Source organism: Pedobacter sp. AC163 (assembly GCF_979258665.1).
On record NZ_OZ409872.1, the window covers coordinates 5273598 to 5287828 of the forward strand.

Annotated in this window: 21 protein-coding genes; 18 read left to right on the top strand and 3 right to left on the bottom strand. The window is 37.0% G+C overall.

Annotation, left to right across the window (positions count from 1 at the left end; all coding sequences use genetic code 11):
* Positions 1 to 1467: a glutamate synthase subunit beta gene (locus ACZZZK_RS22865; protein WP_463486153.1), complete on the top strand. Its 1467-nt coding sequence runs from the start codon at positions 1 to 3 to the stop codon at positions 1465 to 1467.
* Between the two features lie 480 nt (positions 1468 to 1947).
* Here ACZZZK_RS22865 and ACZZZK_RS22870 read toward each other — a convergent pair whose 3' ends face one another.
* The 3 genes from ACZZZK_RS22870 to ACZZZK_RS22880 form a co-directional block, all read right to left on the bottom strand.
* Positions 1948 to 3150: a DUF763 domain-containing protein gene (locus ACZZZK_RS22870; protein ID WP_463486154.1), complete on the bottom strand. Its 1203-nt coding sequence runs from the start codon at positions 3148 to 3150 to the stop codon at positions 1948 to 1950.
* 194 nt (positions 3151 to 3344) lie between these two features.
* Complete coding sequence (locus ACZZZK_RS22875; RefSeq protein ID WP_463486155.1) at positions 3345 to 3671, bottom strand: helix-turn-helix domain-containing protein; 327 nt, start codon at positions 3669 to 3671, stop codon at positions 3345 to 3347.
* Positions 3672 to 3764: 93 nt separating this feature from the next.
* Entirely contained in the window at positions 3765 to 4565 is an 801-nt protein-coding gene (locus tag ACZZZK_RS22880) for a helix-turn-helix domain-containing protein (RefSeq protein ID WP_463486156.1), read from the bottom strand.
* 138 nt (positions 4566 to 4703) lie between these two features.
* On the opposite strand from ACZZZK_RS22880, the gene ACZZZK_RS22885 reads away from it, so the two are divergent.
* The 17 genes from ACZZZK_RS22885 (at position 4704) to ACZZZK_RS22965 (ending at position 14227) form a co-directional block, all read left to right on the top strand.
* Positions 4704 to 4901 (top strand): hypothetical protein, encoded by a 198-nt coding sequence (locus ACZZZK_RS22885; RefSeq protein ID WP_463486157.1) that lies wholly within the window; start codon positions 4704 to 4706, stop codon positions 4899 to 4901.
* Between the two features lie 31 nt (positions 4902 to 4932).
* The gene (locus ACZZZK_RS22890; protein WP_463486158.1) at positions 4933 to 5220 is read left to right on the top strand and encodes a hypothetical protein; all 288 of its coding nucleotides are present in this window, start codon (positions 4933 to 4935) and stop codon (positions 5218 to 5220) included.
* 2 nt (positions 5221 to 5222) lie between these two features.
* Entirely contained in the window at positions 5223 to 5498 is a 276-nt protein-coding gene (locus tag ACZZZK_RS22895) for a hypothetical protein (protein WP_463486159.1), read from the top strand.
* Entirely contained in the window at positions 5498 to 5620 is a 123-nt protein-coding gene (locus ACZZZK_RS22900) for a hypothetical protein (RefSeq protein ID WP_463486160.1), read from the top strand. Before ACZZZK_RS22895 ends, ACZZZK_RS22900 begins: the two co-directional genes overlap by 1 nt.
* The gene (locus ACZZZK_RS22905; RefSeq protein ID WP_463486161.1) at positions 5617 to 5973 is read left to right on the top strand and encodes a YopX family protein; all 357 of its coding nucleotides are present in this window, start codon (positions 5617 to 5619) and stop codon (positions 5971 to 5973) included. The genes ACZZZK_RS22900 and ACZZZK_RS22905 overlap by 4 nt, the downstream gene beginning before the upstream one ends.
* A gap of 13 nt (positions 5974 to 5986) precedes the next feature.
* The gene (locus ACZZZK_RS22910) at positions 5987 to 7936 is read left to right on the top strand and encodes a hypothetical protein (RefSeq protein WP_463486162.1); all 1950 of its coding nucleotides are present in this window, start codon (positions 5987 to 5989) and stop codon (positions 7934 to 7936) included.
* 50 nt (positions 7937 to 7986) lie between these two features.
* On the top strand, positions 7987 to 9018 hold the full coding sequence (locus tag ACZZZK_RS22915; RefSeq protein ID WP_463486163.1) for a recombinase RecT: 1032 nt from the start codon (positions 7987 to 7989) through the stop codon (positions 9016 to 9018).
* A 42-nt stretch (positions 9019 to 9060) separates the two neighbouring features.
* The gene (locus tag ACZZZK_RS22920; RefSeq protein ID WP_463486164.1) at positions 9061 to 9396 is read left to right on the top strand and encodes a hypothetical protein; all 336 of its coding nucleotides are present in this window, start codon (positions 9061 to 9063) and stop codon (positions 9394 to 9396) included.
* Between the two features lies 1 nt (position 9397).
* Complete coding sequence (locus ACZZZK_RS22925) at positions 9398 to 10135, top strand: MBL fold metallo-hydrolase (protein WP_463486165.1); 738 nt, start codon at positions 9398 to 9400, stop codon at positions 10133 to 10135.
* Positions 10136 to 10149: 14 nt separating this feature from the next.
* On the top strand, positions 10150 to 10938 hold the full coding sequence (locus tag ACZZZK_RS22930; protein WP_463486166.1) for a hypothetical protein: 789 nt from the start codon (positions 10150 to 10152) through the stop codon (positions 10936 to 10938).
* Between the two features lie 2 nt (positions 10939 to 10940).
* On the top strand, positions 10941 to 11180 hold the full coding sequence (locus tag ACZZZK_RS22935) for a hypothetical protein (RefSeq protein ID WP_463486167.1): 240 nt from the start codon (positions 10941 to 10943) through the stop codon (positions 11178 to 11180).
* A gap of 2 nt (positions 11181 to 11182) precedes the next feature.
* Positions 11183 to 11464, top strand: a complete 282-nt coding sequence (locus ACZZZK_RS22940; RefSeq protein WP_463486168.1) for a KTSC domain-containing protein — start codon at positions 11183 to 11185, stop codon at positions 11462 to 11464.
* 2 nt (positions 11465 to 11466) lie between these two features.
* Positions 11467 to 11706 carry a hypothetical protein gene (locus ACZZZK_RS22945; RefSeq protein ID WP_463486169.1) on the top strand — a complete coding sequence of 80 codons (240 nt, stop codon included), beginning with the start codon at positions 11467 to 11469 and terminating at the stop codon, positions 11704 to 11706.
* Positions 11707 to 11855: 149 nt separating this feature from the next.
* On the top strand, positions 11856 to 12344 hold the full coding sequence (locus ACZZZK_RS22950) for a GIY-YIG nuclease family protein (protein WP_463486170.1): 489 nt from the start codon (positions 11856 to 11858) through the stop codon (positions 12342 to 12344).
* Positions 12334 to 13098 carry a hypothetical protein gene (locus tag ACZZZK_RS22955; RefSeq protein WP_463486171.1) on the top strand — a complete coding sequence of 255 codons (765 nt, stop codon included), beginning with the start codon at positions 12334 to 12336 and terminating at the stop codon, positions 13096 to 13098. Before ACZZZK_RS22950 ends, ACZZZK_RS22955 begins: the two co-directional genes overlap by 11 nt.
* Complete coding sequence (locus tag ACZZZK_RS22960; RefSeq protein WP_463486172.1) at positions 13095 to 13913, top strand: hypothetical protein; 819 nt, start codon at positions 13095 to 13097, stop codon at positions 13911 to 13913. The genes ACZZZK_RS22955 and ACZZZK_RS22960 overlap by 4 nt, the downstream gene beginning before the upstream one ends.
* On the top strand, positions 13913 to 14227 hold the full coding sequence (locus ACZZZK_RS22965; protein WP_463486173.1) for a helix-turn-helix domain-containing protein: 315 nt from the start codon (positions 13913 to 13915) through the stop codon (positions 14225 to 14227). Before ACZZZK_RS22960 ends, ACZZZK_RS22965 begins: the two co-directional genes overlap by 1 nt.
* Positions 14228 to 14231: the final 4 nt, after the last annotated feature.

The following is a 14231-nucleotide window of genomic DNA, read 5'->3' on the forward strand; positions in this document are numbered from 1 at the left end:
ATGGGAAAAGTAACAGGATTTCAAGAATACGATAGAGTTGCGCCCACAAGAGAAGAGGCTAAAACTCGTGTAAAACATTATGGGGAATTTTTAAATGAATTACCCGCACAAGAATTAAACAATCAAGCTGCCCGTTGTATGGATTGTGGCGTTCCGTTTTGTCAATCAGGTTGCCCATTGGGTAATGTGATTCCAGAATTTAACGATGCCGTTTATCAAGGTAAATGGGAGCAGGCAGCGGAAATTTTATTAAGCACTAACAATTTCCCTGAATTCACTGGTCGAATTTGTCCGGCACCATGCGAATCTGCATGTGTGTTAGGTATCAATCGTCCGCCAGTTTCTATTGAAGAAATTGAAAAGCATATTATAGAGATTGCTTTTGACAAAGGTTTTATCAAAGCAAAAGCGCCATTAATCAGAACAGGTAAAAAAGTTGCCGTTATCGGTTCAGGTCCAGCAGGATTAGCCGCTGCTGCTCAGCTGAATAAGGTTGGGCATGAAGTTACGGTTTTCGAACGTGATGATGCACCTGGTGGTTTATTAAGATATGGTATTCCGGATTTTAAACTACAGAAAAATGTGGTGGATCGCCGCATTGATTTGATGAAAGAAGAAGGAATAATCTTTAGAACAAATGCCAATGTAGGTGTGAACGTAGAAATCAGTACACTCTTAAGAGATTTCAATGCTGTAGTGCTGGCTGGAGGTTCAACCATTCCTCGTGATCTGACAATTCCTGGTCGTGAGGCAAAAGGGGTTCACTTTGCCATGGATTTCTTAAAGCAGCAAAACAAACGTGTTGCAAACAGAGAAATTATTGCTGAAGATATTTTGGCTAATGGTAAAAATGTAATTGTGATTGGTGGTGGAGACACAGGCTCCGACTGTATCGGAACCTCGAATCGCCATGGCGCTAAATCGGTGACCCAATTTGAAATTATGCCAATGCCGCCGCAAACACGCACAGAAAATATGCCTTGGCCAAATTACCCAATGCTTTTGAAAAACACTTCTTCTCATGAAGAAGGTGCTCAAAGAGCTTGGTCGGTTAATACTAAAAATTTTATTGCTGACGAAAACGGAAATTTGAAAGCATTAAAGGTAGTAGATGTAGAGTGGGAAATTGATGCTGTTGGACGTCCCGTTTCATTTAAAGAATTGGCTGGTACAGAAAGAGATTTACCATGTGAATTGGTTTTCTTGGCCATGGGTTTCTTGCATCCACAAAAAGAAGGTTTACTCGAAAAGCTTGGTATCGAATTGGATAATAGAGGGAATGTAAAAGCTTCAGAACATACTTATCAAACTAACATTGCGAAGATCTTCGCAGCTGGTGATGTTCGCAGGGGACAATCCTTAGTAGTTTGGGCAATCTCCGAAGGGAGAGAAGCCGCTCGTAAAGTAGACGAATACTTGATGGGAACTACAAAACTGGCATCGAGAGATGCTGTAGCTTATGCTTAGTTAACAGGTTTTTAATTTTTATATTTTTAGGGTCGTGGTGCAAGCCACGACCTTTTTTGTTGACAGGGTCGTCTTTGAGAGGTCAATTTCTCTTTTGGCTGTGGCAATCTCTTAAGTTGTCATCAAGTTTAGGTGGTGTTGAAAGCAGCGACCTTCTTTTATGGATTATCGAATATTAACAGAAGCTAGTTTTTTGCCACGGAAACACTGAAGTCACGGAATTGACATCGAACTTTCGTAATGCTGAGAGGTGATTTATTTCATAAAAATCAATATAAATGACGTTAAAAACGGTCGTCATTGCGAGGCACGAAGCAATCTCCTTAATAAAATAATACAACAAATGAGATTGCTTCTCCCGATAAAATCGGGATCGCCTGCCTGCCGCAGGCAATGACGGAAAGTTAAAAACGTCAATGGTAATTCATTTCAGCATCTATCTCATTATGTTTATTGACTCCGGCATTCTTTCAGCATCTGTCAAAACAACCTTAGCTGGTCATTCTTGGGTGGTTTCTCTTTTCCAAAAATTGTTCTTCCTCCATATTTCCAGCTTTCAGCTCTTTCTTTTGCAATTACTTTATCGAAATCCATATTCGGGACGAAATCCCCTTCTGCGTTTCGAGCGATTTGATGTAAAGATTTTATAGCTTGTTGTTTATCTGCATTTCCGATTTTAGCTTTTTCAACTGCATTTTGAAGTACGCTGATGGTTTCATCATATACATTTACGGGAACAGGGAAGGGATGACCATCTTTTCCTCCGTGAGCAAATGAATACCTTGCAGGATCGGAAAAACGTGACGGGGTACCATAAATTACCTCGCCTACCAAAGCTAATGATCGCAAGGTTCGTGGCCCCATTCCTTCCAATAAAAGTAATTCTTCAAAATCTGCTGGTTGCTTTTCTTGTGCCAGCCATAAAATACTGCCTAATCTTTTTAAATCAATGTCTTTTGCTTTTACATCGTGATGTTTCGGCATGACTAACTTTTGAATCTCTGAAATCATTTTCACTGGAGATTCTTCAGTAATCTCCATCATCGTTTGCCTGGTAATATTTGCCTGGCTCGAAGTTAAGTTGAGAATCTGCCCTTGATTGATACCGCAAATTCCGGTGTGCGGTTCGTCAACAAATGATGTGAGGTTTTCAGAATGCCAATGATAACGCCGAGCAGTTGAGCTTTCATCACTCATGCCTTGCTGCACGACTGCCCAATCGCCATCGTTGCTTAAAATAAAGCTGTGTAGGTACAATTGAAAGCCATCTTGAATCGCCGTATTATCTACTTTGGCACTCAATTTACTGGCTCTAACCAACTCCGTTCCATTAAGACCTGTTTGATCTGCAATTCTTAGCAGTTCATTTGGCGTTTCTCGACTGAACTTGCCTTTTCCACCACAGATGTAAATGCCTAATTCTTTGGAGAGTGGGTTAATTGCTTTCTTTAAAGCGCCCATTACAGATGTGGTGATGCCTGACGAATGCCAATCCATTCCCATCACCGCACCCAGACTTTGAAACCAAAATGGATTGCTCAGTCTTCGAATTACTTCAGCTTTTCCATACTCCATCAAAATAGATTCCGTTATTGCCAAGCCAAGTTTAGCCATGCGTTGCGCCAACCAAGGTGGTACCTGGCCGTAATGTAAAGGTAAATCTGCACTTCCTGATCTTTTCAATGCTAACAAAATTAGTAAAAAAAATGAATTGAAGTTAGATGGCTGGTAAATAAAAAAACCTTCAACTCTTTAAAGTTGAAGGTTTGAATTGTACCCCGGAAGGGATTCGTCAATTTAAAAAATATAGGCCTTAAATTTACCTATGCTATGTATTTCAAAAGTGCCCGCACCATTTTAGGCACCATTTCAATTATTTAGTCTTCATCGCCAATGTTCGGCTGCTCCATCACCGGGGAAGACATAAATGGAATTTTAGCACCCGAATCATAGCCTTGCTTTAACTCGCGGATGTAAAGGTTCCTGCTTAATCCCAAAATGAACATTGGGTTTAACTTGTACTTTGTAGCCAGCGAAACCATCCATTGAGGCTCAACATCTACAAAACCGTTTTCAGTCTGTGAAATCCTCGCCTGTGACGTTTCAAGTACCTCGGCCAAAGTAGACTGATTCCAGTTTTGTGACTTTCTAAAATGGGCCAGTCTATAACCCATTCCTTCTCTAAATTTATTATGATTTAACATTGTATCTCTTGAATATGATACAAATATCAGTTTATTATATAATATATACAAATATATTATAAAAATATAATATAAATTATAGGTTTAATGTACTTATACTGGTAGAGTTTTGTCAACTATATTGTATATGGCGTAGCAATCCTCGATATTTATTTCATAATCCGGATAGTCATGTTTATCCATATTCAAAGAATGAATATTAAGAATTCCAGTATTTCTATCGTGGCTGGTTATTTCCTTTGTTACTATCCCATCTCTGTGAAGAATTATGTAGTATCTCCATTTATGCAGATGTAAGCCATCTTTCCAAAGATCACGTTTGATATTCCTGCCTACAACCAATGATTTATCTGGAATGCTTTCAGAGGTGCCATCATCCATGCTATGGCCTTTAACCCTCCAGGCAAGATATTCGCCTTGATGCTCTTTATCTACAATCATCCAGTGTTTCTCTGGGCTTATAGTGAGCTCACCACTTCTGTATTGACTTAAGAACCCAGCTTCCGCATATGGCTCCACCAGATCAACCGCCATCATAATCTTTCCGTTTGGCAATTGAATGAAACGATCTTTTTTGTTCTGGCTGTTTGCAATGCTCTCTAACTGTTCTCCTAAAGAACTTGCTTTAGCGCTTTGGTAAAATGACTTGTATTCATCATAAGTAATCGAATCACCTTCCTTAAATAATAGATCATTGTCGATTAGGTTTACACCAAGAACTCTATTTAAAGAAATTACTCTGTCAAGTGGTGCGGAAGAATTTCCTAATTCAATATTTATAAATCCTTGCCGACTTATTTCAACCATTGTAGCCAGTTGATGCTGCGTTAAGCCTATTTCCTCCCGCCGAAATTTAATTATTTGTCCAAGTATTTTTCTGTTATAAGAACTCATTTTATATAAAAATTGGTAGATGTTAATAAAAAATGTAAAGTATTAGTTTCTTTTATTTGAAAATGTTATATATTTGTAAAGTATTAGTTGCTATTACATATCTCAAATGTAATGCAAATATAACATAAAAACTTAACCATGATAGAATTAAACGACTTTTTGACAAAAAAAGAAAATTTAATGCGATTGGAACTTAACCAGTTCTTCCCGATAGAATCGGAGTTGGAAGAAAGTTGGCGACAGGGCATTAATAACTTCTACAAGGACATTGGAAAAGACAAGGTCTTTCGGGTCCGCACAAAAAAGGGGGTAACTGTAGTTATCCGAACAAAGTAAAAAAACGCAAGCACTCTAACTCACAAAAATTATGAGCTATTTCATTCCAGAAATTGCCGTTATCAACGGCGAAAAAATCCCGTCTACACCATTTAATCTTAATCAAGGCAAGCCTTTATTCATGGGCGATGTTATTGAGGTAAGTTTTGAACCAGGTCAGAAACAAACATTTGAAGTTGATCTTAAAGATGGCCAGTACATCGGATTAAGTAAAAACCCGAACATCGATACCCCTTTGTATTTATTGGGTGTTGAAAATGTAACTGTTCTTGGTAACAAGCACGAAAATCCTTCTTTAGTTGATCAATTAACCACGTAATTATGGAAATACCATCAATGACAGACTTCCTTAGACTGGAGGGTAAGATTGATGATTTAAGTTCCTTAATTAAAAATTTCAACCTAAGTAAGTCCAGTACTAATGAAAGGTCATTAATCATGACGGTATTGGATGTAGAAAAGGAATTTAAACAATCTTCCTACCATCAAAGGATAGCAAGAGCAAGCGGTAAATTAAAATTCATTCCCACCGGCCGGGAGATTCAATACACTAGGGCTGATGTTGAAAATTGGATTCAAACTAAAATAGTAACGTAATGGAAGTATTCGATCACATAAACTTCGAACCAGAAAGCCCAAAGGATAGCCTGGCAAAGAAAGCGGTAATAGTTACCGGTATCGTAATCATCCTTCTGATCATTAAACACTTAAAATCATGATGCAGCTTAAGTTCAATGCATATCCCACAGAAAGCAATGCGGATAAAACAGTTTACATAGATTGGCAAGACACTACTTTGGTTGAAGTATATGGATTTGACGGGGGTGATGTATATAAGGTTGTTCAATCAGTTGGCATCAAAGACAATCAAGGATCAATGTATTTCTTTGATGACATTGTTAAATTTCCAGATGATTCAATTGGTGTACTTGTTTGGATGGGCGATTGCTTAGGTATCGGTAGTGGTGAGATAAATAATTACCACGCCATCGATCAAGTACGTGATATCGAACTTTCAGATTGCAGAATTATCGGCAACATCCACCAAAATCCAGAATTAATTAACTCATAAAAATTAGGCAAGCATGAAAATAATACTCAAATCACTAACGCTGGATAACTTTGCCGGCTCAAATTTAGAAACCCACACCTTCAACAGTATCGAAAGTACTGTATCTGCAGATAATGGTGTTGGTAAAACCAGATTGCAAAACGCATGGATATACCTTCTTTTCGATAAAAATGCTGAGGACCGTAAAGACTTCAACATTAAGAGTACTTTCGATATCGAAAAAAACAAACAGGAGCATATTGTTTCCGCGATTATCGAGGTGAATGGATCTGATATCGAATTAAAAAAGATATTCAAAGAGAAGCACGTTAAAAAGCATGGCAGCAAAACCACTGAATTCAATGGGCACGAAACTTTGTACTACTATGATGGCGTTCCGGTTCAAAAAGGCGAATACAACAAAAAGATTGATGCTTTGGTACAGGAGGATTTATTCAAGCTATTAACCAACGTTTCTTTCTTTAATAAAATGCCATGGGCAAAACAGCGTGAAATTATTTTAAAGCTGGCGCCAGAGGTATCAGATGCGGAAGTAGCTGCTGGTAACGAAAAGTTTACTGCATTACTTGCCTCATTGACCAATAACAAAACCTTAAAGGAATACAAAGCTCAGATTGCCGGTCAAAAAACTAAGCTTAAAGATGAGTTGAAAGCTATTCCAATTCGTATCGATCAGGAAATGAAGGCACGTCCAGATGCCGAAGATTTTGATGAGTTAGAAACTGAGTTGGAACGATTACGTGATCGTTTATTAAATATTGATATCACTATAAATGATCAACTGTCCGCTCAGAATACCGCTAATGAAGCAATACGGGTTAAGCAACAAAAGGTTTCGGATTTGAAGCTTGAAAAGCAATCCATCGAAAACAGAATCAAGTTAGCCGAAAGCTCAAAAGGTAACGACCTAGCTGTGAAGAAACAGGAATGCCGTAACAACATTGATAATACGGAACGCGAAATTCTGTCTATCAAAAAGAATGCAAGCCTGACGGTTCAAAACCTTGAAGGGAAGAATGCTGAGATCGAAAAGATGCGTGTTAAGTTTAAAGAAATCAACGCATCTGAGTTAGTAATTAATGATGATGAATTCGTTTGTCCAACATGTAAAACTCCTATCAAGGAAGAAGAAGCGGAAAGCAAACGTGCTGAGCTGGTAAAAAACTTCTCAGAAACTAAAGCTAAACGTCTATCTGATATAAATGTTGTCGGTGGTTCTTTAACATCTGAGATTAATGAAATGAACCAGAAGTTGGTTGATTTTAACAATGACCTGGAAAATGCCGAGGCACAACTTGAAACTTTCAAAGCAGAATTCCTTGAATTAAACAAGCAAACTCCAGAGGTTACTCAAACTATTGAGGAAATTATTTCTTCTCATCCAGATCACATTGCTATTGTAGCACAGATTCAATCAGCGGAAGGAGATATTGAAAAGGTTGAACCAGTTGATCAATCAGAACTAAAAACTGAAAAATCGGAATTTTCCACCAAAATTGATGCTTTAAAAACGAGGTTGAACAATAAGCAAATCATTGAACTAAGTTCGATACGTATTGAGGAACTTAAAGATAAAGAAACAAAATACGCCCAGGAACTTGCGGACCTTGAACATACCGAAAACGATATCACTGATTTTGATAAAGCGAAAATCAATGCGGTTGAAGAAACGGTAAACGCTAAGTTCTCATTGGTGAAATTCAAGCTATTCGATTTCCAGGTAAATGGGGCAGAGGTTCCGGTTTGTGAAGCTTATATCGGCGGCGTTCCTTATTCTGACACCAACTATGCAAACAAAATCATTGCTGGTTTGGATGTGATTAAAACGCTTAGCAAAGAGCATGACATTTACACCCCTATATTTTTGGACAACTCAGAAAGCATTACCTCAGAAATAAAAATGGAATCACAAATGATCTATTTGAAAGTTGTAGAGGGATTGAAGTCTTTAACTATATCCTAAAATATAAACAATCTTATATTTATATCATAAAATAGCATAAACAATTAGATATGACAGCAGTAGCTCAACAACAGCAACAGCAAGTTGCACAGAAAACCCAACAACAGGTTTTAAAAGAAAAGTTGAATAACGACATCGTTAAGCAGAAATTCATTGAGGTATTAGGTAAAAAAGCACAGGGATTCATTGCATCTGTCTTGCATATCTCTACCCAAAACGATTTGTTAGCTAAAGCAGATTCTAACAGCGTTATCCAGAGTGCAATGATCGCTGCAACACTGGATTTGCCATTGAATGCTAATCTTGGTTTTGCTTACATTATTCCTTACAACGTAAAGAATAAGAAAAAAAACAAGGATGAGCCAGATACCTGGACTACAGTAGCACAATTCCAGTTAGGCTATAAAGGTTTCATTCAGCTTGCACAACGTAGCGGCCAATTCAAAACCATTTCAAGTGCTCCAATTTATGAAGGACAGCTGGTAGATGAAAATCCATTAACTGGCTTTGTATTCGATTTCAAAAAGAAAAAAAGCGATACCGTTATTGGATATGCCGCCCACTTCGAATTGCTTAACGGCTTCAGCAAAACTCTTTACATGACAATTGCTGATATGAATAAGCATGGCGCTAAGTATTCAAAAACATTCAGCCAGGCATTCGGACTTTGGAAAACTGATTTTGATGGTATGGCCAACAAAACCGTATTGAAGCTATTGCTTTCAAAGTTTGCCCCACTTTCAATCGAAATGCAAACAGGCCAATTAGCCGATCAAGCTATCGTTAACGATGCTGAAACAATGGATGTAAGCTATATCGATAATGATGATGTAGCGGATGAGGTGGCCCAGGAAATTGCTGAAAAAGGCAATACCGAAACAGTTGATTTTACAGAAGTGAAGGATGAACCAAAGGAAGATGTAACGGAGGGAAAATCTGCAATTAAACCCTCAGAAACTTTTGATGCTAAAACTCCTGAAACGAAAGCTTCGGAAGCTAAAATTCCATCAGCAACAGTAGTTATGGAAAAATCAGATGTAAAACCCGCTGAAGATCCATCACAACCAAAAATGAATTTCTAATCATTAACAGGTGGGTTGATAGCCCACCTTAATCAAAAATTTATGCAAGAATTTAAAGGAACACCTGGACCCTGGCACGTAGTTGACTACGCAGGATATTTAAACGTACAAGATACTCCAAATTACAATGGTCTTAATTTACAAGACTGCGATAAAGTTGGGGTGGATGTGGCTCATGCTAACGCAAGACTTATTTCATCTGCTCCGGATTTATTAGAAGCGCTTCAAGTTGCCAAAGATACTATTTGCAGTTTAAAGCTATCAATGAATGTTCATCCTGACTGTACGGAAGGAAGCGAATTCGATGATTACACTTCTACAGCACAAGAAGTAGAAGATAAGATCGAGGAAGTTCTTAAAAAAGCATTAGGAGAGTAAAATGACGTTGCACGTAATTTCTAGTGGCTCATTAGGCAATAGTTACCTCCTTATCGCTGATAACGGAGAAACATTGATTTTAGATGCCGGTGTATTATTCAAGGATATCAAGAAAGCCTTGAACTTCAACCTTAAAAATGTAGTGGGTACAATAATTTCTCACCAGCATGGCGATCACATCAAAGGATTGAAGGATTTATGTGCAGCTGGATTGGATGCCTATTGCTCTAAAGAAACTATTGAAGCATTAACGTTTTCATCACATCGACTAAACGTAATAGAGGAAAACAAAGCTTACACCTTTGGTCCATTTAAAGTGCTGCCTTTCGCGGTTAAACATGATGTAAAGTGCTTTGGATTCTTAATCCATCATCCGGAGTGTGGAAAGTGTGTTTTTGTTACCGATTCGTATATGGTGGAGCAGCGCTTCTCAGGATTGAACAACATCATCATCGAAGCCAACTACTGTCCGAAGATACTGGATGAAAAGCAGCAATTAGGATTAATACAGGATTGGCGAGCAAACAGGCTTTACAAATCCCACATGAGCATTGATACTACTTTGGGATTACTCAAAGCAAATGATCTAAGCCAGGTTTACCAAGTGATTCTTATCCATTTATCTGAAAGTAACTCGAACGCCGAGGAATTCCAGCAAAAGGTCTATGACCAAACCCAAAAAAAAGTAACGGTGGCTAAGAAAAACTTAATCATCGATTTTAACACAACACCATTCTAACATTTAAGCAAAAAATGAAAAAGAAACACGAACTACTGAAATTTGCCTACGATAACTATCCAAAAGGCACAAGATTCAAAAACTTAGGTTCAACAGAACTGAATATATGTGAAACGTCAGGTCAATTTTATGCCGATAAACATGGAGTTAAAGATTCTGAAACTCATTATTTTATATTCGGTTCTGGCAAATGGGCTGAAATAGTCGGTGAAGAAATAGCTATCCAGGTATTTAATGATATTGAGTTTGCCGCTTTGATGAGGTATTACAAAATAAAAGGCTGGAAATGGTCGGGAGGGAACGAATCAGATTATGCAATAGGTAATGTAAATCAAGAAAACTATCCATTTTGTGTTCAGTATAATGACAACTTTAAGTGGAACCTTAATGAGAGTAAATACAATATAATATCGTTCGAAAACTTCGCTAAAGAGCATTCGATCAAAAAAGCGAGAGTGATTACGTTTGATGGGATTGAAAAATTCGATGGAGATTTGGTCGTTACCGTCAATATTGAAGGTATGTACATCGGAAATGATAAGTTTATCATAACAAAAGATGACACTTTTAACAAGGACACACATCATTATTTCTCGACTAAAGAAGCAGCCAATAAATGGTTGATATCTCAATTGCCAACTAAAATTGTTATCGGCGAAGAATCTACTTATCCGGTAGTAGTCACTCCAGATTCTATCACAATAGATTTAAGTAAAAAACCTAAACCAGACGGAAACATTGTCATCCATAAAGATGAAATAAATGAAATCATCAAAGCCTGGGATTCACTTCAAATATTTTAACAATGAATAAACACGATCTAACCAACAAAGAGTTATACCCACGCAGCCATGTATGGGAAACAGAAAAAAAGTTGAACGTCATTTCCAATGTGGATATAGCAATGTTTGACAGGGTATTAATTCAAGGAGAGGAATTTATCATTGGAAGCATCTGCAGAAAAGATAACGTTGCCAACTACATCCTCGAAAATATATCCAGCACCAGTGAGAAGTCTAAGTTTTATGAAGTTAAAATATTGTAGCAATGAAAATAAACAACATCGAATACAACGTAGATAAAAAGCTAAAAGGCTTTAAGATCGAAGCAGCTGCCAGCACAAACGTTTCCTTTTTTGGAAGCAGTAAAGCAATGCAGGTAATGGTCCAATTCAATTCTGGTTTCACCTACATCTATTTCGGAGTGGATGCCCAAACCATTTCAGATATGTACGAAGCAAAAGATATTTCTGCTTTTGTAAACACCAGGCTGAAAGGTTTCCCAACGGATAGGCAAAGGAAATTATTAATTACCTCAAAATCTGAATAATCATGGAAGAATTTCAAGAACATGAATCCGATAAACAAAAGGTTAAGACCTTACTCGAATCTGGTGAGCGTATCTCTGTAAAATCAGTTTGGATGGCAGCAAGGACAAGCGAAACTCGCCACTATGTTGCCCAACTCCGAAAAGATGGCATGACAATCCTATCTGAATGGGTTAAACGCAAAGGAAAGCGTTTCAAGGAATACTGGTATGTAAAACCAGAAGATCCAATTTTATCAAAATAAAATATAAACCAGTTTATATTGATATAATATATTCTTATATTTACGGTGTGTTATCCATGTCCAGTTATGATAGCATTAAAAACATTTAAACCGTATTTGGCCTAGGGAGTGGACACCCGAAGCCAAGTACGGTTTTTTATTTAAATACAATGGCAGAGAATTTAATTTATCCACCATTAAATATCTGGGAAGATATTACTAAAACCTATGGTTTAAGACTAGATATAACATTCGAGAAAAATAGAATTGTAGCCATTCATCATGCTGGGTGGACTGATGCAGTATATGAGATTGATTTTTTAGTTAAACAGTTATCTGTTTATAGGGAAGAATTAAAAGTAATCTATGATTATAATAAATCAAAGAAAGCAGCAGGAATGTTTACCCACATCTATTTGTTTAAATGCAATAATACCGGTCTTCATAAAATAGGAAGAAGCATAAACCCCACATTCAGAGAGAAGACTATTCAATCAGAAACACCTAATGTTTCAAAAGTATTTATCAGCCCTATAACTGAAAAAACAAATGAAGCTGTTTTACACAAATACTTTAAAGATAAAAGACAGCGGGGAGAGTGGTTTGATTTGAGTGCAGAAGATGTTAAATATGTAAAGGAGTTTAATTATGGCTCTTAGAGATCAACCATATCTTCCGCTTTATGTTCAGGACTTTTTAACGGATGAAAAATTAATGGAATGCTCAGCTTCGGCCACTGGAGTGTACATAAAAATCATGTGCATTCTCCATAAGCAAGAAGTTTACGGAACTATTTTGCTTAGGCAAAATGACAAGCAAACTGACAACCAAAGTTTAAATTTTGCTAAGAAACTTGCTAAGTTTTTGCCTTATGATTTGGTAGAAATTTCGAGTGCATTAAATGAACTTTTAGACACGAAAGTTCTATCAATTGATGGAGATTCTCTTGTACAAAAGAGAATGATTAAGGATGCAAATCTTAGCGAAATACGCTCTCAGGTAGGAAAGAAGGGTGGAAAAACAACACAAAAATTTGCTAAAGCTAAAAAGAAAGCAAACAGTAAAGCAAACACTGAAAGTGAATATGAAGATGAAAATGAATATAATTTAATAAAAAAAGAAAGCGTTGATTTTGATTTTTTCTGGCATTCTTACGATAAAAAAGTTGGAGATAAAGATAAAATCAAAAAGAAATGGTATTCGCTTTCATTTGATATTCAAAATAAAATTCTTGAACATATTCCTAAATACAAAGTTTCGCAACCGGAAAAGCAGTATCGAAAGGATCCAGCAACTTATCTCAATAACAAATCGTGGGATGATGAAATAATTCACAAAGCATCTTCACCACAAAACAAATTAGCAACAGCCCAAGAATCATATAATAATTCACATAATCCTTACGCCGAATGAGCAACATTGAAATATACAAGCAAAATACAAACCTGGTAATCCCGGTAAGGGATAATGAAATACAGGTTGCTCTTGAAAGTAGAATGGTTAAGGATGTTCCAAATGTTGAGTTATTCGAAATTTTGAAAGCTGTAATTATTAAATCCTATATCGTTTCAAGATACACTTCTCCAGTTGGTGATGAACTTACAATAATTGCTGATGAAACTTTAAAGAAAGTTAAATCAAGCTTTGGAGCGATTCGTGAAAGAGAATTGCCAATCATATTCACTCGTGGAGTTGCAAAAGAGTATGGAGATTACAAAGGTTTAAGCTTTCCAACTTTTGTTGATTGGTTCAGGGCTTACCTGAAGGAAGAAAGCCGAATCAAACTTACAACGCCTATTTCGGAAACTAAAGAGCCAACACTTCAAGAACGATTTACGGTTGCCTCTAAAAATGCCATGGATGCTTACCTAGCATATCAGGCTAAAACCGATATCAATTTAGTTGCTCCTGCAGTTTACCGCTTTCTTCGCGGAATTAAACTTTTCCAATATACGGATGAGGAACAGACAGAATTCATGGAAGAAGCGAAGCAGCAGACAATTTCTCATTTAAACAACAAAAAGGCAACAACCGTAGATAAGTTCAAAAGAATGGATATCGGAAGGGTATTGGAAAACCTAAACCTGGAAGAAAATAAAACGCTTAATGAAAAAGTTGTTATCCAGGCGCAAAGATTAGGTCTTTATTCTTACTTCCAGACTTTAATGATGGAGGAATCTGATCTACAAGAATTAATTAATCAACATAAACCAAAAGACATTCAATAATGGAAAACCAATTAAAACCAAAGCACAGCATATCGCTGATCATTGCAGTCGTATGCAAAGCGCTTGATATTCCTGCAAGTAGGATTAAAAGCACTTATCGTAAAGATGGTGTTTCAGAAGCAAGGAGTATAGCAATAGGGCTTATCCTGGATGAGCACAAATTAAATCTTAAAAAGGTGGCAGAAATCTTTGGTGTCACCAATCATGCAACGGTTATTTATCATAGAGATAAGCTTCGTGATGTTAGGGAGCTGCCCAGGATTGATAAAAGGCTTAGTGATAAATTGAATAAAGTGCTTACTCTTTTGAATTGATAAA

Coding starts and splice junctions, on each gene's coding strand:
- ACZZZK_RS22865 (WP_463486153.1), top strand. CDS start 1: ATGGGAAAAGTAACAGGATTTCAAGAATACGATAGAGTTGCGCCCACA.
- ACZZZK_RS22875 (WP_463486155.1), bottom strand. CDS start 3,671: ATGTTAAATCATAATAAATTTAGAGAAGGAATGGGTTATAGACTGGCC.
- ACZZZK_RS22880 (WP_463486156.1), bottom strand. CDS start 4,565: ATGAGTTCTTATAACAGAAAAATACTTGGACAAATAATTAAATTTCGG.
- ACZZZK_RS22885 (WP_463486157.1), top strand. CDS start 4,704: ATGATAGAATTAAACGACTTTTTGACAAAAAAAGAAAATTTAATGCGA.
- ACZZZK_RS22890 (WP_463486158.1), top strand. CDS start 4,933: ATGAGCTATTTCATTCCAGAAATTGCCGTTATCAACGGCGAAAAAATC.
- ACZZZK_RS22895 (WP_463486159.1), top strand. CDS start 5,223: ATGGAAATACCATCAATGACAGACTTCCTTAGACTGGAGGGTAAGATT.
- ACZZZK_RS22900 (WP_463486160.1), top strand. CDS start 5,498: ATGGAAGTATTCGATCACATAAACTTCGAACCAGAAAGCCCAAAGGAT.
- ACZZZK_RS22905 (WP_463486161.1), top strand. CDS start 5,617: ATGATGCAGCTTAAGTTCAATGCATATCCCACAGAAAGCAATGCGGAT.
- ACZZZK_RS22910 (WP_463486162.1), top strand. CDS start 5,987: ATGAAAATAATACTCAAATCACTAACGCTGGATAACTTTGCCGGCTCA.
- ACZZZK_RS22915 (WP_463486163.1), top strand. CDS start 7,987: ATGACAGCAGTAGCTCAACAACAGCAACAGCAAGTTGCACAGAAAACC.
- ACZZZK_RS22920 (WP_463486164.1), top strand. CDS start 9,061: ATGCAAGAATTTAAAGGAACACCTGGACCCTGGCACGTAGTTGACTAC.
- ACZZZK_RS22925 (WP_463486165.1), top strand. CDS start 9,398: ATGACGTTGCACGTAATTTCTAGTGGCTCATTAGGCAATAGTTACCTC.
- ACZZZK_RS22930 (WP_463486166.1), top strand. CDS start 10,150: ATGAAAAAGAAACACGAACTACTGAAATTTGCCTACGATAACTATCCA.
- ACZZZK_RS22935 (WP_463486167.1), top strand. CDS start 10,941: ATGAATAAACACGATCTAACCAACAAAGAGTTATACCCACGCAGCCAT.
- ACZZZK_RS22940 (WP_463486168.1), top strand. CDS start 11,183: ATGAAAATAAACAACATCGAATACAACGTAGATAAAAAGCTAAAAGGC.
- ACZZZK_RS22945 (WP_463486169.1), top strand. CDS start 11,467: ATGGAAGAATTTCAAGAACATGAATCCGATAAACAAAAGGTTAAGACC.
- ACZZZK_RS22950 (WP_463486170.1), top strand. CDS start 11,856: ATGGCAGAGAATTTAATTTATCCACCATTAAATATCTGGGAAGATATT.
- ACZZZK_RS22955 (WP_463486171.1), top strand. CDS start 12,334: ATGGCTCTTAGAGATCAACCATATCTTCCGCTTTATGTTCAGGACTTT.
- ACZZZK_RS22960 (WP_463486172.1), top strand. CDS start 13,095: ATGAGCAACATTGAAATATACAAGCAAAATACAAACCTGGTAATCCCG.
- ACZZZK_RS22965 (WP_463486173.1), top strand. CDS start 13,913: ATGGAAAACCAATTAAAACCAAAGCACAGCATATCGCTGATCATTGCA.